Raw genomic sequence first — 21,072 nt, 5'->3', positions numbered from 1 at the left:
CGATGGCCGGTGGCGTATTCGCCGATCGAGGTGCCGACCTGGAACTCGTCGGCATCCAGAAAAGGTTTCCTGGCTTCACCGCCATCGAACACCTCGACCTGGTGATCCCTGCTGGTTCGTTCTTCGCCCTGCTCGGGCCCTCCGGGTGCGGCAAGACGACCACGCTTCGCCTCGTTGCCGGTCTGGAGGATCCGACCGCCGGCCGCATCCTGATCGGTGGAACGGATGTCACGGAGCAGAAACCGTATCGTCGTCCGGTCAACACGGTGTTCCAGAGCTACGCGCTTTTCCCGCACATGACGGTGCTGGAGAACGTGGCATTCGGCCTGCGTCGCCGCAAGATCGGTGATGCCGTGCAGAAGGCCCACGAAGCCCTGCGTCTGGTCGAACTCGACCATCTCGGCTCTCGGAAGCCGATTCAGCTCTCCGGCGGACAGCAGCAGCGGGTCGCGCTGGCCAGGGCGATCGTCAATCGTCCAGCGCTGCTCCTGCTCGATGAGCCGCTGGGTGCTCTCGACCTGAAGCTCCGCCGCCAGATGCAGCTTGAGTTGAAGACGATCCAGGAAGAAGTCGGCCTGACATTCCTGCACGTGACGCACGACCAGGAAGAAGCTATGACCATGGCTGACACCGTTGCCGTCATGAATAAGGGACGCATCGAGCAGATGGGTGCGCCTGAGCAGCTCTATGAGCTGCCACGCACCGCGTTCGTCGCCAACTTCCTCGGTCAGTCGAACCTCTTCTCTGGCGCCGTCGTCGGACACACGAGCGAGGCGATCTCGGTCGACGTCGCTGGTAACAAGGTCGTCGTCCCAACAGCGAGAGCGCATCGTCACGCCGGTGAGATCACCATCGGGGTCCGACCAGAAAAGCTGACGCTGCACCGGGATGCGCCCGTGGCCGAGACCGGCCGCAACATCCTGGGCCCCGGTTATGTCACCGATGTGTCGTTCAGCGGGGTGAGCACGCAGTATCTGATCAACGTTCCCGGTGTCGGCAGCGTCGTGGTTTTCGCCCAGAATATGGCGTTCGGTCCGGTAGCCCACGACGGCGACCAGGTCTGGGTGTCGTGGAACGTCGAGCACGGTTTCGGGCTCGACGACGATCTGGATGACACCCCCCGGTTCCCGGCAGACACCGATACGAAGAGCATCGCCGCGCAGAAGCGTGACGGCCTCCTCACGGAGCTTGAGGGGGCCTAGGAATGGCCTTCGCGGCATTCGCCACCCCGACAACCGCGGCTGATCCAGCCCCGCGCCGCTCAAGCAAGGTGGCGCTCCTGCTGCTCTTGCCCGGCATCCTCTACCTGGTGCTTTTCTTCCTGACGCCGCTCATCTCACTAGTACTAACTTCGTTGCAGGAGCCGGCTGAGTTCGGCGATGTCGGCCAGTTCCAGTACGCCTTCAAATGGGAGAACTACGTCCAGGTCATCTCTGACTACTGGCCGCACATCCTGCGCTCGTTCGGATACGCCCTGGCCGCGACGGTGTTCGCGCTGCTCTTCAGCTACCCGCTTGCTTACTTCATCGGGGTGAAAGCCAGACGCTGGCCGCTGCTGCAGAGCCTGATGCTCGTCATGGTCATCGCGCCGTTCTTCATCAGTTTTCTGCTGCGCACCCTGGCCTGGAAGCAGCTGCTTTCTGACGAGTCGTTCGTGATCACCTCGCTGAAGGCGCTGTCGCTGATGGCTCCTGACGCTCATTTCACCGGTACGCCGGCTGCGGTGATCTTCGGTCTCACGTACAACTTCATCCCGTTCATGACGCTGCCGTTGTACACAACGCTTGAGCGACTGGATGTGCGTTACATGGAGGCCGGGAGCGACCTGTACGCAAGCCCGTTCCAGGTATTCCGCAAGGTGACAATTCCGCTGTCGATGCCCGGCATCGTTGCAGGCACGCTGCTCACATTCATTCCGGCAGCCGGCGACTACGTCAATGCCAGCAGAGACTTCCTCGGTGGGCCAGACAGTCAGATGATCGGAAACGTGATTGAAGCTAACTTCCTGGTGCTGCTGAATTACCCGGCTGCTGCGGCACTGTCGATCATCCTGATGTCGGTCATCCTGGTCATCGTCGGGTTCTATGTGAAGCGCGCGGGAACGGAGGAACTGCTGTGAGAATTTCGTTCGGCAAATGGCTGTTGCCGCTCTACGCAACCCTCGCCCTCATCTTCCTGATGATTCCAATCGTGTACACGTTCATCTTCTCGTTCAACGACTCGGCTAAATCGAACATCGCCTGGCGGGGATTCACTTTAGACAAGTGGCTCAACGTATGCGCCGTCCAGAATGGTGCGGTCTGTCAGGCGTTCGGGAACAGCCTGTTGATCGGTGCGATCGCCACCATCTTTGCCACCATCCTCGGCACGATGATTGCGATCGCGATCGTGCGATACAGGTTCAGATTCCGCTCGGGCGTCAGCCTGCTGCTCTTCCTGCCGATGGCAACGCCAGAGGTCGTACTTGGAGCCGGCCTGGCCGCGCAATTCCTGTCGGTCGGTGTGCCGAAGAACATGCTCACGATCATTCTGGCTCACACGATGTTCTGCATCAGCTTCGTCGTCGTCACGGTGAAGGCACGTGCGGCAAGCCTTGATCCGGCACTCGAAGAGGCGGGACGCGACCTGTACGGTTCGCCGACGCAGGTGTTCATGCGGGTGACATTCCCGCTGCTCCTGCCCGGCATCCTGGCCGCTGCACTGCTGTCATTCGCGCTGAGTTTTGACGACTTCATCATCACGAACTTCAACTCTGGTTCTGTGACGACGTTCCCGAAGTACATCTATATCTCGGCGGCAAGAGGCATCCCTGCCGAGGCGAATGTGATCGCGTCTGCCGTGTTCATCTTTGCGCTGGTGATCGTGATCACGACGCAGGTGTCGGCGGCGGCGCGGGCCAAGCGTCTGGCGAAGCTGGCCTAGTAGTACCCGCACCCCTGCGTGCGCGTGCGCGTGCGGTGCAGATGCATAACTCCTGCAATGCGGTGTGCATAACTCCTGCAATCTGTCTGCCGAGCAAGATCGTGGCCCGTGTTTCTGGGACTGCCGATCTAGCCCGCAGCATTCCTGCAGGAGTTATGCATCTGCTGATCCACGCTGTGAGCTGTGAGCTGTGAGCTGTGAGCTGTGGGCTGTGGGCTGTGGGCTGTGGGCTGTGGGCTGTGGGCTGTGGGCTGTGGGCTGTGAGCTGTGAGCTGTGGGTTGTGTTGCGGCGTGTGGGTTGTGGCATTGGCGGTCGCGCATACCCGGCGTGCGCCGTCTCGTAGGGGCGCGGTTGCATAACTCCTGCAATCTGTCTGACGAGTGAAGCGCCTGCCGCCGTGTTTCCGGGGGCTACTGAATAGAGCCGCTGCACTCTGCAGGAGTTATGCACACCAACGGGTCTGCAGGGTCGGTTGGGGGAGTCCCGATCCCTGTCTGGTGAGCAACCGGCACAGGTATACGCGATTCCTAGTCGGATTCTGTTCGGCGTTCGCGGCTTACCGCGCGCGCCGTGGCACAACTCCTGCAATCTGCAGGAGGGGCGAGCTAGTGCTCAGTGTTTCTGGGCCTGTACCAATCAGGCCAGAGCATTCTGCAGGAGTTATGCAGGGTCGATGCAGTCGATGCGGTAGAGGGTTCGATTGTCGAGGCCGTGCCTGTGCGGGCGATTACGAATACAGGATGGATCAGGCATCCGTCACCGAATACAGGACGAAATGCGCACGTGTGTACGCCGCGTCCTGTATTCGCGACGGGCCAACCTTGGCCCACGCCGCAGAGCTGCAGCTGCAGCTGCAGCTGCAGGGACAATGGCCGGACGCCGCAGCACGGCGCGCCCGGTCAGGCGTCACACGTAGCTGGGCTTGACCTGACCGACCGGACGGCCAGCACCGAGCACACTGAGATGCAGCTCTGGCACCAGTGCATCGACGTCGGCGCGTTCGATGGCACCGGCATCCGCCAGCAGACTGAGGGCGACGATCGTCGCGGCCCTGAGGCTACCGTCGAGCACCTTGAGCGCCACTGTCGTGCCGTCAGCTGCCGTTGCAACCGTGATGCCCTCTGCACCGAACTTGATAAAGATGCCGAGGCGATCGATGACAACGGTGTCGGGCTGACCGGGTCCGGCGATGATCCAGCCGTTCTCACGCGCAGCCTCGACCAAGAAGCCGGCTTCACGATAGATCGCAAACGGGGAGTTCGACCTGCTCGTTCCGATTCGAGCAATTCCGCGGGCAAGAGCGGTGAGCGAGATGGCGTGCACCGGCGTGCCGCAGCCGTCGATTCCTGAAGCCGCGGGGCGTTCGCCCGTGAAGCGTTCGATCACGTCGAGCACCCGCTTCTGCAACGGATGTTCCGGGTCGAGATAGCCGTCGAGCGACCAGCCGTTCTGCACGCACGCCACCAGCATCGCTGCGTGCTTGCCTGAGCAGGTCATATAGATCGGGTCTGGGCCCATGCCCTGGCGAATCAGGGTGTCCCTGGTTGCACGGTCTTCGGGCCAGGACGCCGGGCAGCCGAGGGCTGTGACCGGAACACCGGCCCGATCGAGCAGACCCTTGACCAGTTCGACATGCTTGAAGGTGCCTGAGTGACTCGCTGTCGCGATGGCTGCATCGACACCGCGCAGGGCGACTCCGCTGGACATCACGGCAATCGCCTGGAACGGCTTGAGCGTCGACCGCGGGAAGATCGGCGTTGTGACGTCGCCGAGGGTGCGCAAGATCTCGCCCTCGCCGGTCATAACGACGGCCGAGCCCGCGTGCCTCGACTCGATGAATCCATTGCGTTCGACGACGGCCAACTCAACGGAGTCGGCAACGGTGAATGTTGCTACCACCGGCTACAGCGCCCGGATTGCATCGTCGATGACCGACAGTGCGTCGGCGATAAGGTCGTCGGTCAGTGCCAGGCTCGGCAGGAAGCGCAACACGTTTCCGTAGGTACCCGCAGTGAGCAGCAGCACGCCGTGCTGGGCTGCATAAGCGGAGATCGACGCGACAGCTGCCGCGTTGGGTTCCTTCGTCGTGTTGCCGGTTCCCGGCTGAACGAGCTCGATGGCAACCATGGCGCCGTGGCCACGGATCTCACCGATGATGTCTGTGCTGTTCTGCAGTTCGGTCAGTCCGGCCTTGAGGGTCTTCTCAATGCGCTGGCCTTCGGCAAGGAGGTCGTTGTTCTCGATCGCCTCGAACACAGCGATCGCTGCAGCGCAGGCCACCGGGTTTCCGCCGAAGGTGCCACCGAGGCCACCGGGCTGCGAGGAGTCCATGATCTCGGCGCGACCAGTGACGGCAGCCAGCGGCAGTCCGCCTGCGATGCCCTTGGCGGTGAGCACGAGGTCGGGAACCCAGCCGAAGTGCTCGCTGGCGTAGTACGCGCCGGTGCGAGCCATGCCACTCTGAATTTCGTCGGCGATCATGACGACACCGTTGGCCGTGCACCACTCCTGCAGCGCTGGCAGGTAGCCGTCTGCCGGAACCATGAATCCGCCTTCACCCTGGATGGGCTCGACGACGAGGCAGGCGAGGTCGCTCGCTCCGACGACCTTCTCGAGGTATGCGATGGTGCGCGCCGCGGCATCCGCGCCGTTCAAACCGTCGTGATAGGGGTATGAGCTCGGCGCGTGGTAGACATCGCCGGCGAGCGGGCCGTAGCCGGTCGCATAGGGCGCTGCCTTGTAGTTCATGGCCATGGTGAGGTTGGTGCGACCGTGGTAGGCGTGGTCGAGTACGGCGACTGCGCGGCGACCGGTGTACTTGCGGGCGATCTTCACGCCGTTCTCGACGGCCTCAGCACCGGAGTTGATCAGCACCGACTTCTTCTTGAAGTCACCCGGCGTGTGCTCGGCGAGCAGCTCAGCGACGCGAATGTACTCTTCGTACGGGGTGATGGTGAACAGCGTGTGGATGAATTGGCCCACCTGGCTAGTCGCTGCATCGACGACGCTCGACTCGGTGTGGCCGATAGTGGTGACACCGATGCCGGCGCCCAGGTCGATGAACTGGTTGCCGTCGACGTCGCGAAGGATCGCACCGTGGGCCTGTTCGATGTAGACGGGAAGCATGGAGCTCACGCCGTCCGAGACAGTCTCGAGTCGTCGCTTCTGCAGCTCGACCGACTTCGGACCGGGGATCGCGGTGACGATACGGCGCTCCTGAGTGACTGTCGCCGCTGCGGATGACGCAGCAGTCGACGCGGATGCCTGGGCAGCTGGGGTGGCAAGAGTGTCTGTCATGATCCAGCAAGTTTACCGATCGAACCACCCGGTTCAGTCTGATTTTCTCTGGGAGAATTGCGAGCAGCGACAGTTCGCATGTCGCCGCTCTCAGGAAAGGGCCCAGATGGACATCACCCACGACTACGCGGTGCAGATCGAGTGGACAGGCAATCGAGGCACGGGAACCAGCAGCTACCGTGCTTATGGTCGCGAACACCTGGTCACGGCCGATGGAAAACATGTCATCGAGGGATCGTCGGATCCCACATTCCACGGCAATGCCGAGCGCTGGAACCCCGAGGAGCTGCTTCTTGCCGCCCTCAGCCAGTGCCACATGCTCTCGTACCTGCACGCAGCAACTCGCAATGGCGTGACCGTGCTGGCGTACACGGATGCCGCGACAGGCACGATGCAACAGACAGCTGATGGCGGTGGTCACTTCACGTCAGCGACACTCCGACCGCGCGTGACGATCTCAGATCCGACTCAGATCGACCTGGCCCAGTCTCTGCACGCCCAGGCTGCGGCGCAGTGCTTCATCGCGTCCTCGGTGAATTTTCCGGTCGGCCACGAACCGCAGACAACCGCAGCAGAGACAACCGCAGCAGAGACAACCGCAGCAGAGGCATCCGCAGCGCGTTAACGAACGAGGAGGTGCCACGACTGAACGTGGCACCTCCTCGACAGCGTTGAGTCGCGTTACTCCGCGGCTGCAGCACACAAAGCGGTGAGCGCTTCTTCGATGACTGTCGCGGCGTCATCGATGAGCTCGTCAGAGATCACGACTGACGGCATGATGCGCAGCACTGAGTCCCAGCTACCGGCGTCCAGCACGATGACACCGTTGGTGGTGGCGTGCTTGAGAATGGCGGTCAGCGCCTCTGGGTTCTGCTTCTTGGTGCCAGGGTGAACGAGCTCGACGCCGAACATGGCGCCCTTGCCTCGCACCTCGCCGACGATGGGGAAGCGGTCTGCCCAGTCGCCGATGCGAGCCCAGAGGGCTTTCTCGACGCGCTGTGCCTCGGCAATCAGGCCCTCACGCTCGACGATGTCGAAGACCTCGAGAGCGGCAGCGGTCGAGACCGGGTTGCCACCGAAGGTACCGCCGATGCCACCGGGCTGCACGGCATCCATGATCTCGGCGCGGCCGGTGACGGCAGCGAGCGGGAAGCCTCCGGCGATGCCCTTGGCCGTGGTGACGAGGTCGGGAACGACGCCGTGGTGCTCGATGCCGTACCAGGCTCCGGTGCGGGCGATGCCGGCCTGGATCTCATCGGAGACGAAGACGATGCCGTTTTCGGTGCAGAACTCGGAGAGGCGCTTGAAGTAACCGGGGGCCGGGATGATGACTCCACCGTCGCCCTGGATCGGCTCGACGAAGAACGCAGCGATCTCAGTCGCACCGATGTGGGTGTTGATGTAGTCGATCGTCTTCTCGGCTGCCTCTTCACCGGACAGGCCGTCGCGGTACGGGTAGCTGATCGGCACGCTGTAGAGCTCGGCGGGAACGGGGCCCATGCCTGCACGCTCAGGCCAAGGGCGGTACGTCATACCCATGGTGAGGTTGGTGCGGCCGTGGAACGCGTGGTCGAGGCTGACGATGGCGCGACGACCCGTGTACTTGCGGGCGATTTTGACGGCGTTCTCGACTGCTTCTGCACCGGAGTTCACCAGGATCGAGTGCTTCTCGAAGTCACCCGGAGTGATTTCGGCAAGCTTCTCGGCGACGCGTACATAGTTCTCGTACGGGGTGACGGTGAAAAGAGTGTGGGTGAGCTTGGCGGCCTGAGCGGCGGCTGCTGCTGCAACGTCGGGGTGGGCATGGCCGATAGTGGTCACACCGATGCCGCAACCGAGGTCGATCAGCTGGTTGCCATCGACGTCAACGAGCACTGCTCCCGCGCCATGGTCCATGTAGATGTTGGCCAGGGTGCCTGCACCCTTGGATACCGACTTCACCCGGCGCTTCTGGAGTTCAACCGACTTCGGGCCGGGGAGTTCGGTAACGAGTTTGCGCTGCTGGGGTACTGAGAACGTGCGAGTCATACTCCCAGCCTACGTTGCCCACATTTCGTGAACATGACAGAGCGGTGTGTAAAGCAGGCGAGCGGATGCCGATGGGCGGCGAACTGGGACGAACGCTAGATGCGCTCGCGCGGGAAGACCTTGTCTGCGATGCGGTGCAGGGTGCCGGCAGGTGGCGCCTCGTTGTACACGCCGGCGAGTTCCTGACCAGACAATTCGTGGATTGCCGCCATGATCTCGTCGGTGGCCAGACGCCTGGCCTTGCCTGAGGTCGCGGCGCCGTGCACGCTCACGTCGATGGGCTCGCCGAACTTCACCGAAATGCGGCGGATGCGCGGGAACTTGGCACCGACGGGCTGGATCTCCTGGGTGCCGACCAGACCGACTGGCACCACGATGGCACCAGTGGTGAGTGCGAGCCAGGCGACGCCGGTGCGGCCCTTGTAGAGACGACCGTCGAGAGAGCGGGTGCCCTCCGGGTAGATCGCAAACGCGCTGTCGGATTCGAGGATCTGCTTGCCGGCATCCAGAGCATCCTGCGCGGCCTGCCCTGCGCCACGTTCGACGCCGACGGCGCCGATGGAGGTGAAGAAAGTACGAGAGACCCAGCCCTTGAAGCCGGTGCCGGTGAAGTAGGTGTTCTTGGCCAGGAACTGCACGCGGCGCGGCGCGGTCAGCGGGATGACCAGACTGTCGACGAACGAGAGGTGGTTGCTGGCGAGGATGACGCGGCCGGTCTTCGGGATGTTCTCTCTGCCGGTGATGCGTGGCCGGAACACGAGACGGGCAATGGGCGCCATGATGCCGTAGCCGAGGAAATAAACGAAACCCGGTCTCTTGGCTTTGGGGGGAGTGGGGGCTTCTTCGCTCTCAGCTGTCACAGAACGACAATACCCCGGCTTATATGCGCGTCAGGTTATGGACAGGCCGCAGCATTCTGTGAGCGTGATGCGTGGCGTCCGCGCGTTCTGCAGCGACGGGAGCAGGATGAACAGATGCAGACTTCACCGGCCGAGCGTCAAGACGCCTCACCCGCCGCAGCCGCTCCTGTGCGGATCTATCGGTACGAGTCCAGCTCTGAAACGGCTGACGATGCACAGCGCGATGAGCGCCCAGAGGGGCATCCCGATGAGCGGCTTCTCATCGAGGCAGTCGCGCACTTTTCGGGCACACCGGCTTCTGAGGTCGTCGTCGCGAGACACTGCCGCCGTTGCGGGGCCGACGACCACGGCAAGCCGTATGTGATCGCTCCGCGCCGCGATGACGGAGCGCCGATCCAGGTGAGCCTGAGCAGGGCGGGTGGTCAGGCGGCCGTCGCCGTCACTGCAGGAAACCCGATTGGCCTCGACATCGAAGAACCCGCGGCTCTCACTCGTGCATCGATCGACGCGGCGGCACTGCACCTGGCCGAGCAGGCTGCCCTGCTGGCCGCACCGGACTCCGAGCGCGACGACATCCGCACCCTGCTGTGGTGTGCCAAGGAGGCTGTGCTCAAAGCGACAGGGTGGGGTCTGGCTGTCGACCCGTCGGAATTGGAGTTCGCGCTCGCCGCTGACGGTCAGCTCACTCTAGAGACATGGCCCAGCTCTCTTGAGCTCGACGAGGCACCGTACCTTGGCGTTGTCGAACTGCCGACGACGACGGCCGATCGAATGCTGCTCGGCGTCATCGCTGTCATCGGTGAACGACCGTCAGACGTCGACCTCTGGCGGATCTGACCCCCGTCAACCGACCCTGCAGCTAACTCGGTCGGTACCCGCGAGGCAGCTTTGGCAGTGCCGTGTCGAACAGCCAGCTCGACATGAGCGGGCCGAGAGGACGGTCGGTGTAGCCGCTGGCGTGGGCCAGGAACTCCGCGGTCGTCACCGAGCCGTGGCGTTTGAGGAGTGTCCAGTCCCGCAGCATTCGGAAGAACGGCTCATCGCCGATGGTGAGGCGCAGGGCGTGCAGGGTGAGTGCGCCGCGCTTGTACACGCGATCGTCGAACATCAGTCGAGGCCCGGGATCCCCGAGAACGATGTTCTGAGGCAGTGAACTCAGCTTGGTCCAGAATGCTTCGGCGAGGCGGTTGGTCGATTGCCCGCCAGACTGCTCAGACCACAGCCACTCCGCGTAGCAGGCGAAGCCCTCGTGCAGCCAGATGTGCTTCCACGACGATGCAGTCAGACTGTTGCCGAACCAGGAGTGAGCGAGTTCGTGGGCGATCAGCCGGGTAGAGCCCTGCTGCCCATCGACGTGATTGCGCCCGAAGACCGACAACCCGTGCGCCTCAAGCGGAATCTCCAGGTCGTCATCGGCGACGACGACCGAGTATTCAGCGAACGGATAATCGCCGAACACCTGCGAGAAGTAGGCAAGCATCGCCGGCTGGGCGCCGAAGTCCGCGGTGAACTCATCGGCCAGATCGGCAGGAATGTAAGCCTGCTGGGGAACTGTCCCCTGGGCAAGCGGATGCCTCGAGTAGTACCCGATCTGCACGGTCGCCAGGTAGGTGGCCACCGGCTCAGTCGTCTCGAACACCCAGACTGTCTGGCTTGCCTTGACAGAGCGGGAGATCAGCGTGCCGCAGGCAACGACGTGGTACGGAGAATCAGTCGTGATGGTGAGGCCGAACGTCGCTTTGTTGCTCGGGTGGTCGTTGCACGGAAACCAGGTGGGGGCGCCGCACGGCTGACCGGCGACGAGTACACCTTCGGTCAGCTCTTCCCAGCCGACATCGCCCCATAAACTCTTGCGCGGGGCAGGCGCTCCGCCGTAGCGCACGGTCACGGTGAAGCGCTCGCCGCGCTCAAGTGGGCGGGCCGGCGTGATGATGAGCTTGTTCGCGTTGTGCGTGAACCGGGGTGCACGCACGCCGTTGACGCGCACCTTCTGGGCGACCAATCCGGTGAGGTCGAGACTGAACCGCGAGAGTTGATGCGTTGCCGTCGCTGAGATGATCGCTGTTCCGAGTAGTCGGTTGTTTGACACCCGGTAGTTGAGATCGACCGCATAGTGCGAGACGAGATAGCCCCCGTTGCCGCTGTGCGGAAGGTACGGATCGCCCGAAGTCGCCGCGCCATAGCTCTCGGTTTCGTCGGCTGTCTTCACCTCGCCAGAGTAATAGATCATTCCGAGCAAGCGATCATCGTCGGTCGGATCCGTGCCACGGTGCAATCGGGTTTCCCGCCCAGCGGCTGGATTCCGGAACGCCTTCCCCGCGCATCACCAGGGAAGCGGGGCCGACTGTCGCATCGGCACCGATCCGGGCTGCTGGCAGGATCACACTGTGCGGGCCGAGGGTCGCGCCGCGTGCGATCTCGACGGTGTCGAGAGCCATCACCCGGTCGTGGAACAAGTGAGTCTGCACGACGCAGCCGCGATTCACGCTCGATCCGGCGCCGAGCGTCACCAGATCGGCTTCCGGCAGCCAGTACGACTCGCACCATGTGCCGCGGCCGAGCGTGGCGCCGAGGGACCGCAGCCACCACGCCAGCGCCGGTGTGCCGGTAGCCGCCACAGCGAACCACGGGGCCGCCACCAGCTCGACGAATGAATCAGAAACCTCGTTGCGCCAGACGAATGATGACCACAGCGGATGCTCTTGCACTTTGATTCGGCCGACAAGGATCCATTTAGCCACTGTGGTGACCCCGGCAGCCACTGCGCCGGCAACGAGCATCACCACGCCGGATAACACGATCGTCCAGAGGGTTCCCCAGCAGGAAATCATCCACTCCAGGCTGACGATGATTCCGAGCGCAATGGCAGCAGACACCACGACAGGGATGAACCGCGAGCACTCCCAGAGCAGGCGCGCGATCCGCAAATGAGTGGGCGGCCGGAACGTGCGCGTTTCATCGAACTCGGCGACAGCCCGGCGTAGGCGAACCGGCGGGTTGCCGAGCCAGGACGATCCAGACTTGGCCTTCTTCGGGGTGGCGGAGAGCACGGCGACCAGTCCGTTCTTCGGCACGGTTCGACCGGGTCCTGTCATCCCCGAGTTGCCCAGGAACGCCCGGCGACCCACCTTGGCATTGTCGATACGCAACCAGCCGTGGCCAAGCTCATATGAGGCGACCATGGTGTCGTCTGCCAGGAATGCCAGGTCGCCGATGGTGGTCAGAGACGGAATCAGCAGCACGGTCGACGCTTCGACGTCCTTGCCGACGCGGGCGCCGAGCATCCGGAGCCAGACCGGTGTGAACAGGCTGGCATAGAACGGGAACAGGACTGTGCGGGCCGAATCGAGCAGGCGTTCGGTTGCCCACACCTGAAATCCGATGCGGCTGCGCACCGGATACGTGCCGGGGGCGAGGCCGATACTGAGCAGCCGAACTGCGATGACAGTGAGCGCGGCATAGACAACACCGGCTGCGGCGACGGCGAGTGGCAGCCAGGCGAGTGCACGCACGGCAGCGTCACCGAGTGTTGCGGTGCCGGTCACCCCGGCGCTGAGGATGAGAAGGGCTACGGCGATCGCAATGACCGGAAGCGAGGAGAGGGCAACTGAACCAGCGGCGTACGCAAACAGCCAGCGGGTACCGATCGGCGGGCGTTCATCTGGCCAGTCTCCCCGAGACTTGCCGATGCGCTCGGCGGGGGAGCCTGCCCAAAGCTGTCCGGCCGGAACCTGACCGTGTACCGCCGACCCGGCAGCGATCTCCGCGCCCTTGCCGATGCGGGTTCCTGGCAGCAGTGTGCTGCGGGATCCGACGGTGGCGCCGGCCCCGATCTGCACGGCGCCGAGGCGCAGGATGTCGCCGTCAACCCAGTAGCCGACAAGGTCGACCTCGGGTTCGATAGCGGCTCCGGCGCCGATCTTGAGCATGCCGGTGACGGGCGGCAGCGAGTGCAGGTCGACGCCGCGGCCGATCCGGGCGCCGAGGGCCCTGGCGTAGTAGCTGATCCAGGGCGCACCGGCCAGGTTCGCAGCACCCACCAGATGCGCCACCTGTTCGGCCAGCCAGACGCGCAGGTGAACAGACCCGCCGCGGGGATAGTCACCGGGTGTCAGGCCGGTGAGTAGGGTGCGGGCGGCGATCACCGAGATCGTCATGCGCCCGAGTGGGGTGACGAAAAGCAGGAAGCCGGCGATGATCCACCACCAGGAGATCTCGTGGGCCCACGGAACCGCGCCGGTGAGGTGCATCAGGTTGTTCACGATGGCCAGGTAGACGATCCAGCGCAGGCCGACGATCACGTGCAGGGGGATGCCGAGCAACGTTTGGATTACCTGGGTCTTGACCGGTGTGGGGATGACGGTGCGACGTTCCTCGAGTGCGCGTGGCACCCTGGCATCAAGTTCGGTGGCCAGTGCGCCGATGCGCGGGTGGTCGTAGATGTCGGACACCCGAGTATCAGGGAACCGGGTGCGGATGGCAGAGACGAGTTGGGCTGCCGAGAGTGAGCCACCGCCGTGGGCAAAGAAGTCGTCGTCTGGTCCCTTCACCGGCGTGCCGAGAATCGCACTCCACTGACCGGCAAGCCAGAGCGCCGTCTCGCCGAGGCCGGCCAGGTTCGCCTCTGCCTCACCCTTCAGTGGCAGCGGCCAGGGGAGGGCGGCGCGGTCGACCTTGCCTGAGGTGCGGGTGGGCAGGCTCTCGACGACGGCGAGCAGCGGCACGAGCGCAGCCGGTAGCTCGGAGCGCAGTCGCAGGGTGGCGGCATCCGTGTCGTACTGGCCGCTGGGATCGATCGGCGAGATGTACCCGACAAGCACATGGTTGCCCGCCGGGGTGGTCTGCACCACCGCCGCCGCACCACCGATGCCGGGAAGTGCAGCCAGCGCTGCGTCGATCTCTCCCAGCTCGATGCGACGGCCACCGAGCTTCACCTGATCGTCGGCACGGCCCTGAAAGATCAGCCCTGCCGATTCAAAGCGCACCAGGTCGCCCGATCGATAGGCCCGCTGCCAGCCCAGGGTGGGAAACGGCGCGTATTTCTCGGCATCTTTGACCGGATCGAGGTAACGGGCCAAACCCACACCGCCGATGATCAACTCGCCGACCTCACCCTCGCCGACTGGCTGCCCAGTGGCATCGACAACGGCGAGATCCCAGCCGTCGAGCGGGAGGCCGATACGGATGGGGGGAGTGCCGGTCAGCAGGGCGCCGCACGAGACAACGGTGGCTTCGGTTGGCCCGTACGTGTTCCAGACTTCCCGGCCATCGACGGCCAGCCGTTCGGCGAGTTCGGGCGGACAGGCCTCGCCGCCGAAGATGAGCAGGCGCACCAGCTCGAGAGACTCGACCGGCCAGAGGGCTGCCAGGGTCGGCACCGTCGAGACGATGGTGATGCCGTGGGTGATGAGCCAGGGGCCGAGGTCGACGCCTGAACGAACCAGCGAGCGCGGTGCGGGTACGAGGCAGGCTCCGTGGCGCCAGGCCAGCCACATCTCTTCGCAGGAGGCGTCGAACGCCACAGAGAGCCCGGCGAGTACGCGGTCTCCCGGACCGATCGGGTCGTCCTGCAGAAAGAGGCGTGCTTCTGCGTCGACGAATGCCGCCGCAGAGCGGTGGGTGACGGCTACCCCTTTTGGCACACCTGTTGACCCGGACGTGAAGATGACCCAGGCATCGTCATCGGTGTCGGGGCCTGGAACCAGCGGGATGCTGCCGGTCGCGACGGCCAAGACGGGTGCTGAAACGACGGATGCTGTTGTTGCTTGACCGTGACCCCGCCGAGTCAGTGCGCCGTCTGCACCGATGACGCCGATGACATCCGCTTCGCCGAAGACCAGCTCAGCGCGCTCCTCCGGATCGTCGGCGTCGACCGGCACATAACTCGCGCCGGCTGCAAGCGTGGCCAGAATCGATATGTACAGCGTGCGGGTACCAGACGGGATACGGATGCCGACGCGGTCGCCCTTCTGCACACCGGCCGCGACGAGTGCGGCTGTCTGCGCGGTGACGTGGCGCATCAACTGCCGATAGCTCAGTGAGCCGTCGGCGTCGATGAGGGCTGATGCCTGCGGGTTGGCCTCTGCGCTGTCGCGCAGGATGTCGATCAGCGTGCGTGGAGACGGCGCCCGATCTCCGGCCAGCATCAGGCCAGGTGCGTGCGTCACATCAATCCCGGACAAAGCAGTCATCCCCACCCCAGTCCCCCTTCCCATACTCGCGCAATCCGACTCCGACCGGGTGATTCTCGACACAAATAGTCACCTGCATTCACCTGCGCTCGCCGGAGCCTATGGGCGCACGGTGTACAGCGGGTGAACTGCAGGATGTCCGATCGATGGATGCGCAGCGGATGCGCGTGTCGGCGGGCGCGGGAAGCCCGGGCATACGATGGGGAGCGTGCAGAGAGTAATAATCCTCGGATCAACCGGTTCCATCGGAACCCAGGCGCTCGACGTGATCAAGGCGAACCCCACACGGTTCGACGTGGTCGGACTCGCGGCAGGCACCAATCGAGTGTTGCTCGATGAGCAGGCAGCCGAGTTCAATGTTGATGACACAGGACTCGGAGCCGCAGAGGCCGAGCAGCTGATTCGGGATGTCGACGCCGATGTGGTGCTCAACGGCATCACCGGCTCCATCGGTCTCGGCCCGACACTCGCTGCGCTGCGTGCCGGCCGCACTCTGGCTCTGGCCAACAAGGAATCGCTGATCGTCGGCGGCGACCTGGTGAAGTCGATCGCCGCTCCCGGCCAGATCGTGCCCGTCGACTCCGAACACTCAGCCATTGCGCAGGCGCTGCGCTCCGGGACAGCGGATGAGGTGCGCCGACTCGTGCTCACGGCATCCGGTGGTCCGTTCAGGGGCTTCACGCGCGAGCAGCTTGCATCCGTCACTCCCGCCCAGGCGCTCGCCCACCCCACCTGGGACATGGGCATGGTCGTCACCACGAACTCGGCAACCCTGGTCAACAAGGGCCTCGAAGTGATCGAGGCGCACCTGCTCTTCGACGTCGGTTACGACCGCATCGACGTCGTGGTGCACCCGCAGTCGATCGTGCACTCGATGGTCGAGTTCATCGACGGCTCGACAATTGCGCAGGCATCGCCGCCCGACATGCGCCTGCCGATCTCGCTCGGACTTGACTGGCCGAATCGCGTCGGGGCCGTCGGCGCCCCGATCGACTGGACGGTTGCCCAGGCCTGGACTTTTGAGCCGCTCGACGATGCGGCATTCCCTGCCGTCGAGCTGGCGAAGACTGTCGGCCGAGCCGGTGGCACGTATCCCGCAGTGTTCAACGCGGCCAATGAGCAGGCTGTCGCAGCATTCCACGCCGGGCGGCTGCCGTTCCTCGGCATCGTCGACACGATACGCGCCGTCGTCGAAGCCCACGAGCAGGATGGCGCGCTCAGCCTCGAGTCACTCGCCGACGCCGAAGAGTGGGCGCGTCGTACCGCAGACAAGCTGATCGCAGCCGCGGAGTAATCGGACCGGCCGGTGCAATTCCGCTTGGCTCTTCACCGGTCGGCAGATCGCCCGCTCGAGCTCGCTAGTCGGACTGCGCGCGGTAGCTATCGGCCGTCGTGGTAAGCGCCTCGGTCCAATCTGTGGCCTTCACTCCAAGCTCGCGACGTGTCTCGGTCGAGTCGATGACGAACGGCACGACGAACTGGTAGCTGGATGCCCAGACCTCGCGCATCATCGGGCTGACCATACCGAGGGACCGCAAGAGCCACTGCGGATACCCTGACACTTTTCCCTTCGTACCGTAGATCTCGTTGAGCTGGTCCACTATTTCCTGGCGACTGTGCGTGCCGCTCGGCACATGCCAGATCCGACCCCAGTCGCCCTGGTAGTCGGCTGCTGCGACGAGTGTCGTCACGATGTCTGGAAGGTAGCTCCAGCTGTGAGCGACGTTCGGCTTGCCGACGACGTGTGCCGTCTTCGACTCGAGTACCGCACTGAAGAATGAGCTGCCGAGGTGGGCCGTGCCGCCCGATCCCGGCCCGAAGTAGTCACTGGCGCGCACCTCGACGGCCTTGATGTCGCCGCGCCGATGTGCAGCGAGTACCTCCTGCCAGCCCGCCTTGCGGATCCGGCCCTTCTTCTCCGTCGTCTTTTCGGGAGAATGCTCAGTCAGCATCCCAGTCGGGGTGCCGTACGGGTACAGGTTGCCCATCAATACGAGGCTCGCGCCGCTGGACGCCGCCGCGGTGATTGCGGCCGAAAAGATCGGAGGCCAGTCGGTCTCCCAATCGGTGTACGGCGGGTTCGTGCACAGGAAGATCGTTGCCGCGCCTTCAGCGGCCCGGCTGAACGCCGACGCGTCACTGGCGTCGAGCATGAGCGCAGTCGCTCCTTGGGCAGGGGAGGTCGATCTGGTGGCGATGGTGACAGAATCGCCGCGGGCGGCGAGCCGCTCTGCGAGGGGGCGGCCGATCAGTCCGGCGCCGACAACAAGCTGTTGTGCCATGGGAAGTCTCCTCGACTCGTCGTGTGCACCGCTCGCAAAGCGCAGCAGCCGCACTGATGCCATGCACCCCGTATTCAAAACGTAGTACTGCGGGATGACATCGATCCAGTGAACACCGTACCTGCGGCTGATGTTTCGGCGCTCGATTATTTCTAGGCTCGAATCATGATTGAAATCCAGGGATTGACCAAGACGTACGGTGACAAGGTCGCCGTCGATAACGTGACGTTCACTATTGCACCGGGACGCGTCACCGGCTTCCTCGGGCCGAACGGCGCGGGCAAGTCAACCACCATGCGCATGATCGTCGGCCTCGACCGCCCGACGCGAGGAACAGCACTGGTGAATGGCAAGCGCTATGCGGATCACGCTGCGCCCCTTCACGAAGTGGGCGCACTGCTTGATGCGAAGGCCATCCACACCGGCCGCACGGCGTACAACCACCTCCGCGCCATGGCAGCCACTCACGGCATCAGCCAGCGCCGCGTGCATGAGGTCATCGCCATGACCGGCCTCGAGTCAGTGGCCAAGAAGCGCGTCGGCGGATTCTCGCTCGGCATGGGGCAGCGCCTCGGCCTGGCCGTTGCCCTGCTGGGTGACCCGGCCACCCTGATCTTCGACGAGCCGGTCAACGGCCTCGACCCCGAAGGCGTGCTGTGGGTGCGCCGTCTCTCCCGCCAGCTTGCCGCAGAGGGACGCACCGTCTTCCTGTCGTCGCACCTGATGAGCGAGATGGCGCAGACTGCCGACCACCTGATCGTGTTGGGCCGCGGACGGGTCGTCGCCGATGCACCCGTCGCAGACATCCTGGCCGCCGCCACCGGAACATCCGTCACCGTGCGCACACCGCGCGCCGGGGATCTCGCTCGCCTGATCGCCAGCGCGGATGTCACTGTCACGAACACGCAGACCGACCTCTTGCAGATCACCGGCCTGGCCGCCGCGCAGATCGGTGAGGCTGCGGCCCAGGCAGGCATCGCGCTGCACGAGCTCACCCCCATCACCGCCTCCCTCGAAGAGGCCTACCTGTCGCTGACTGAAAACGACCTCGAGTACAAAACGGAGCTTGCACGATGACCACCACCCTGACCCCCAGCGTTTCCTTCACATCGGCTCAAGCCGGCAACGGAGGCGTCACCTTCGCCCGGGTGCTCAATTCGGAGTGGATCAAGCTCACGACGTTGCGCTCGACCGTGTGGTCGTACGCGACAGTCGTGTTGATATCTGTCGGGCTGGCCTTCCTAATGTCGATCAGCCTGAACGCCGAGTATCTGCAGGACATGCCTGCTGAGGCGCAGACCAGCATGCTCGTGCAAGCAGCGACGTTCGGCACTTTCTTCGGCCAGCTGGTGATCGCGGTGCTCGGCGTACTCGTCATCAGCGGTGAGTACATGACAGGCATGATCAAGTCGACACTCACCGCGGTTCCGCGCCGCCTGCCTGCCTTGTTCGCCAAGGCAGTCGTGCTGTTCGTCTCGTCGTTCGTCGTTGGGTTGGTGAGCGCAGTGGGCTCATACGCCATTGCGGCGCCCATCTTGGCAAGCAAGGGTGTCGAGGCTAACATCACCAGCCCCGACGTCTACCTGCCGCTCGTGGCCTCAGCGCTCTACCTGGCCTGTGTGTCACTGTTCGCCCTGGGGCTTGGAGCGATTGTGCGCAGTAGTGCCGGCGGAATCGCAGCGGCTGTCGGCCTGATCCTGATCCTGCCGTTGACCTTCGCAATAGCGGGACTGCAGTGGATGGCAGATGCTGCTCCGTATCTCATGATGAATGCCGGCATGTCGTCCTTTGGGCAGTCTGCCTTCACTGGGGAGAGCCCCCTCGAAACCTGGCAGCAGATAGCGGTGGTTCTCGTATGGGCCCTCGTCGCTTTTGTCGCCGGTGCGGTGCTGCTGAAGCGCAGGGATGCGTAGCAACACTGCAACACCTGACATCTCCTCCAGCCGGCAGGCTTCGCCGGCTGGGGGAGATGTTTTTGTTTCCGGGCACTCATCGGTGCCGTTCGGGTAACCGCCAGCGGCTTCCAAGCATTCTGCAGATACTCTGATTCTGTGGAATCCGTGCTGCTATTCATTCTGGGCGTCGCAATAATCGTCGTCGGCCTCGCCCTCTCAATTGGCCTGCACGAAATCGGGCACCTGGTTCCCGCCAAACTGTTCGGCGTCAAGGTGACCCAGTACATGATCGGCTTCGGGCCGACGCTCTGGTCGAAGCGCAAGGGCGAGACCGAATACGGGGTCAAGGCTGTCCCGCTCGGTGGCTACATCTCGATGATCGGCATGTTCCCGCCAAAAGATGGCGCTGATGCCCGCAGCTCAAGCACCGGATTCTTTAACACTCTCGTGCAGGAGGGCGGAACTGACACCGCACCCAGAAAGCAGAGCGCCGTCAGCACCCTGGCCGACGATGCCAGACAAGCCAGCGCCGACACCATCGGTGTAGGCGAAGAGCACCGCGCCTTCTACAAACTTCCGGTCTTCAAGCGCATCATCATCATGCTCGGTGGGCCGTTCATGAACCTGCTGATCGCCATCGTGCTGTTCGCCGTGCTGCTGATGGGCTTCGGTACCGCACAGACCTCAACCACTGTCGGCAGCGTGTCAGCTTGCGTGATCCCTGCCGCCAGCAGTACTAAAACCTGCGACGAGAACGCCGAAGCAGCTCCGGGCGCAGCAGCTGGCATCAAGCCGGGCGACCGGCTGGTGAGCATCAACGGCACCCCGATCACCAGCTGGGAGCAGTCGACCGAGATTATCCGAAACTCGGCAGGACAGCCGCTGAGCGTTGTCGTTGAGCGCGACGGAGCAGAACTTCCTCTCACGCTCACTCCCAAGCTCACCGAGCGCTACGTGACGGATTCCAAGGGTCAGGTCACAGAGGACGCCGACGGCAAGCCGGTGATGCTCGAGGTCGGGTTCGTCGGAATCGGTGCGGCGACCGAGCTCGTGCAGCAGCCGATCACCGCAGTGCTGCCCGCTGTCGGCGACAACATCGGCAGCGTCGTGCACATGATCCTCAACTTGCCACAGCGCCTGATCGATGTCGCCAACGCCGCATTCGGTCCGGGGGAGCGCGACCCGAACGGCCCGATCAGCGTCGTCGGCGTCGGCCGTGTGGCCGGCGAGATCGCCAGCATCGACACCATTCCAGTGGCCGACAAGGCGGCAAGCATGATCGGCTTGCTCGCGTCGCTGAACGTTGCGCTCTTTGTTTTCAACCTGGTTCCGCTGATGCCACTCGACGGCGGTCACGTCGCCGGCGCGCTGTGGGAGGGCATCCGTCGCTCCTTCGCGAAGCTCTTCAAGCGCAAGGATCCGGGTCCCGTGGACACCGCCAAGCTGATGCCGCTGACTTTCGCCGTCGTGATCATCCTCGGCGGCATGAGCCTGCTACTCATCTACGCAGACATCGTGAAGCCGATCAGCCTCTTCGACTAGGTCGATCTCATTGACTGAGTTGTCGCCGTTAAACCCCCGGGAGTAACGGCGACA

At 63.9% G+C, this 21,072-nt stretch carries 16 protein-coding genes; 9 read left to right on the top strand and 7 right to left on the bottom strand.

Annotated elements, in window-relative coordinates; translation table 11 throughout:
• Positions 1-2 precede the first annotated feature (2 nt).
• Genes ACMT3I_RS13600 through ACMT3I_RS13590 form a run of 3 tightly spaced genes read left to right on the top strand, consistent with a single transcriptional unit; the run spans position 3 to position 2,922 of the window.
• On the top strand, positions 3-1,202 hold the full coding sequence (locus ACMT3I_RS13600) for an ABC transporter ATP-binding protein (RefSeq protein ID WP_414805052.1): 1,200 nt from the start codon (positions 3-5) through the stop codon (positions 1,200-1,202).
• A 2-nt stretch (positions 1,203-1,204) separates the two neighbouring features.
• Positions 1,205-2,119: an ABC transporter permease gene (locus tag ACMT3I_RS13595; RefSeq protein WP_414805051.1), complete on the top strand. Its 915-nt coding sequence runs from the start codon at positions 1,205-1,207 to the stop codon at positions 2,117-2,119.
• On the top strand, positions 2,116-2,922 hold the full coding sequence (locus ACMT3I_RS13590) for an ABC transporter permease (protein ID WP_414805050.1): 807 nt from the start codon (positions 2,116-2,118) through the stop codon (positions 2,920-2,922). Before ACMT3I_RS13595 ends, ACMT3I_RS13590 begins: the two co-directional genes overlap by 4 nt.
• A 907-nt stretch (positions 2,923-3,829) precedes the next feature.
• On the opposite strand, the gene ACMT3I_RS13585 is transcribed toward ACMT3I_RS13590, so the two are convergent.
• Complete coding sequence (locus tag ACMT3I_RS13585) at positions 3,830-4,822, bottom strand: asparaginase (protein ID WP_414805049.1); 993 nt, start codon at positions 4,820-4,822, stop codon at positions 3,830-3,832.
• A gap of 3 nt (positions 4,823-4,825) precedes the next feature.
• Positions 4,826-6,220: a 4-aminobutyrate--2-oxoglutarate transaminase gene (gabT, locus tag ACMT3I_RS13580; RefSeq protein ID WP_414805048.1), complete on the bottom strand. Its 1,395-nt coding sequence runs from the start codon at positions 6,218-6,220 to the stop codon at positions 4,826-4,828.
• Between the two features lie 106 nt (positions 6,221-6,326).
• On the opposite strand from gabT, the gene ACMT3I_RS13575 reads away from it, so the two are divergent.
• Positions 6,327-6,845 (top strand): OsmC family protein, encoded by a 519-nt coding sequence (locus ACMT3I_RS13575; protein WP_414805047.1) that lies wholly within the window; start codon positions 6,327-6,329, stop codon positions 6,843-6,845.
• A 56-nt stretch (positions 6,846-6,901) separates the two neighbouring features.
• Here ACMT3I_RS13575 and ACMT3I_RS13570 read toward each other — a convergent pair whose 3' ends face one another.
• Positions 6,902-8,248: an aminotransferase class III-fold pyridoxal phosphate-dependent enzyme gene (locus ACMT3I_RS13570; protein WP_414805046.1), complete on the bottom strand. Its 1,347-nt coding sequence runs from the start codon at positions 8,246-8,248 to the stop codon at positions 6,902-6,904.
• A 95-nt stretch (positions 8,249-8,343) separates the two neighbouring features.
• Positions 8,344-9,027, bottom strand: a complete 684-nt coding sequence (locus ACMT3I_RS13565) for a lysophospholipid acyltransferase family protein (protein WP_414805192.1) — start codon at positions 9,025-9,027, stop codon at positions 8,344-8,346.
• A 195-nt stretch (positions 9,028-9,222) separates the two neighbouring features.
• Between ACMT3I_RS13565 and ACMT3I_RS13560 the strand changes: the two genes are divergently transcribed.
• Positions 9,223-9,945, top strand: coding sequence for a 4'-phosphopantetheinyl transferase family protein (locus ACMT3I_RS13560; RefSeq protein ID WP_414805045.1), 723 nt, complete (start codon positions 9,223-9,225; stop codon positions 9,943-9,945).
• Between the two features lie 22 nt (positions 9,946-9,967).
• Here ACMT3I_RS13560 and ACMT3I_RS13555 read toward each other — a convergent pair whose 3' ends face one another.
• Together ACMT3I_RS13555 and ACMT3I_RS13550 are read right to left on the bottom strand one after the other, a co-directional pair.
• On the bottom strand, positions 9,968-11,317 hold the full coding sequence (locus tag ACMT3I_RS13555; protein WP_414805044.1) for a M1 family metallopeptidase: 1,350 nt from the start codon (positions 11,315-11,317) through the stop codon (positions 9,968-9,970).
• Positions 11,318-11,351: 34 nt separating this feature from the next.
• Positions 11,352-15,299, bottom strand: a complete 3,948-nt coding sequence (locus ACMT3I_RS13550; RefSeq protein WP_414805043.1) for a Pls/PosA family non-ribosomal peptide synthetase — start codon at positions 15,297-15,299, stop codon at positions 11,352-11,354.
• Between the two features lie 208 nt (positions 15,300-15,507).
• Between ACMT3I_RS13550 and dxr the strand changes: the two genes are divergently transcribed.
• Positions 15,508-16,593 (top strand): 1-deoxy-D-xylulose-5-phosphate reductoisomerase, encoded by a 1,086-nt coding sequence (gene dxr / locus ACMT3I_RS13545; RefSeq protein WP_414805042.1) that lies wholly within the window; start codon positions 15,508-15,510, stop codon positions 16,591-16,593.
• 64 nt (positions 16,594-16,657) lie between these two features.
• Here the strand turns inward: dxr and ACMT3I_RS13540 are convergent, their stop codons facing one another.
• Positions 16,658-17,581 (bottom strand): NAD-dependent epimerase/dehydratase family protein, encoded by a 924-nt coding sequence (locus ACMT3I_RS13540; protein WP_414805041.1) that lies wholly within the window; start codon positions 17,579-17,581, stop codon positions 16,658-16,660.
• A 165-nt stretch (positions 17,582-17,746) separates the two neighbouring features.
• Here ACMT3I_RS13540 and ACMT3I_RS13535 point away from each other — a divergent pair, with 165 nt between their 5' ends.
• The 3 genes from ACMT3I_RS13535 to ACMT3I_RS13525 all read left to right on the top strand — a co-directional run bounded on the left by ACMT3I_RS13535 (position 17,747) and on the right by ACMT3I_RS13525 (position 21,018).
• On the top strand, positions 17,747-18,658 hold the full coding sequence (locus ACMT3I_RS13535; protein ID WP_414805040.1) for an ABC transporter ATP-binding protein: 912 nt from the start codon (positions 17,747-17,749) through the stop codon (positions 18,656-18,658).
• Positions 18,655-19,494 carry an ABC transporter permease subunit gene (locus ACMT3I_RS13530; protein WP_414805039.1) on the top strand — a complete coding sequence of 280 codons (840 nt, stop codon included), beginning with the start codon at positions 18,655-18,657 and terminating at the stop codon, positions 19,492-19,494. Before ACMT3I_RS13535 ends, ACMT3I_RS13530 begins: the two co-directional genes overlap by 4 nt.
• Positions 19,495-19,632: 138 nt before the next feature.
• Positions 19,633-21,018 carry a M50 family metallopeptidase gene (locus tag ACMT3I_RS13525; protein WP_414805038.1) on the top strand — a complete coding sequence of 462 codons (1,386 nt, stop codon included), beginning with the start codon at positions 19,633-19,635 and terminating at the stop codon, positions 21,016-21,018.
• The last annotated feature ends 54 nt before the right edge of the window (positions 21,019-21,072 follow it).

The sequence above is a fragment of the Leifsonia sp. A12D58 genome, assembly GCF_047530025.1.
GTDB lineage: Bacteria > Actinomycetota > Actinomycetes > Actinomycetales > Microbacteriaceae > Cryobacterium.
This window is presented reverse-complemented; position numbering and strand designations above follow the sequence as displayed.